This is a genomic window from Arhodomonas sp. KWT (assembly GCF_010993615.1).
The window spans coordinates 1-1,051 of the sequence record NZ_WNXE01000567.1; the positions used below are offsets into that span (position 1 = coordinate 1).

At 66.4% G+C, this 1,051-nt stretch carries 2 protein-coding genes; both read right to left on the bottom strand.

Annotated features, from left to right (window positions below):
• Positions 1–527: type IV pili methyl-accepting chemotaxis transducer N-terminal domain-containing protein (locus G7A99_RS20760; protein WP_205599972.1), on the bottom strand; the 527-nt coding region annotated here is incomplete at its 3' end.
• 72 nt (positions 528–599) lie between these two features.
• Complete coding sequence (locus tag G7A99_RS20765) at positions 600–974, bottom strand: DUF423 domain-containing protein (protein ID WP_040409225.1); 375 nt, start codon at positions 972–974, stop codon at positions 600–602.
• Positions 975–1,051 lie beyond the last annotated feature (77 nt).

Sequence of the window (1,051 nt, forward strand, 5' to 3'; positions counted from 1 at the left end):
CGCACCGCCTGGTTGGATGCCTCCGCCATCATGCCCACTCCGGCATTCATCTCGCGGAGCACCACCGGCGCACGCTCGTGGATGGCCTGGAGCCCGTCGTTCGTGGGCTCGTCCAGATAGGCCTGGATGTCACCGCGGTAGCGCTGCCACAGCGACTGGACCTCGCGGAGCTGATCGCGGATCGCCGGATCCTGCACCGGCTCGATCCCCATCCCCGGATCCCCCTGCAGGAGCTTGCGGTGAGAGGACTCGAACAGCGCGATGGTCTTCTCGACATCCTCACGGCTGCCCACGCCCTGCACGGCCATCACGGCCTCCTTCGCGACCCGCTGGCTGAGCATGCGCTGTCGCCCGGCGATATCCACTGCGGTGGCGCTCGATCCGAGGCTGAAATAGAGCGAGGCGACGGTGGCCAGGGCGAATACCGCGATCAGGGCATACGAGGCCAGGAACTGGCGCCCCAGCGTTCGCAACCCGACACCCCGCAATACCCGCTGGATCGCATGCCCGAAGTGTCCCTGCATCATCGCCCCCATTTCCTTGATTCATGACCGAGCAGTCACCTTCCGCCCGGGTTATCGGCGTCGGGAAACCATGCTTTACCCCCGCCGGGACACGGCGTCGGCGATCAGCAGCGCCCAACCCACCAGCCAGACCATACCGCCGAACGGCGTCACCACCCCGAAGGCCCCGACCCCGGTGAGGCAGAGCAGGTAGAGGCTGCCGGGGAAGAGCACCAACCCGGTCACGAAGCATCCCACCGCCCCCCGGCGGCAGCGACCGACGGCCCCGGGCAGCGCCGCGACCGCCACCAGTGCGAGGGCGTGAACGAACTGATAGTGCACCGCGGTTTCCCACACGGCCATGCGCTCGGCACTGAGTACGTCGCGCAGCGCATGCGAGCCGAAGGCACCGAGCGCCACGCCGAGCAGCCCCGCCACGGCGCCGGCGGCCAGGGGCAGTCGACCGCTCATCGCGTTATCCGCCATAAAATGCATCCTCTATTTGCACATTAAAAAACACTACGCAAAAATAATTAGCACACACGTAG

Coding starts and splice junctions, on each gene's coding strand:
- G7A99_RS20765 (WP_040409225.1), bottom strand. CDS start 974: ATGAGCGGTCGACTGCCCCTGGCCGCCGGCGCCGTGGCGGGGCTGCTC.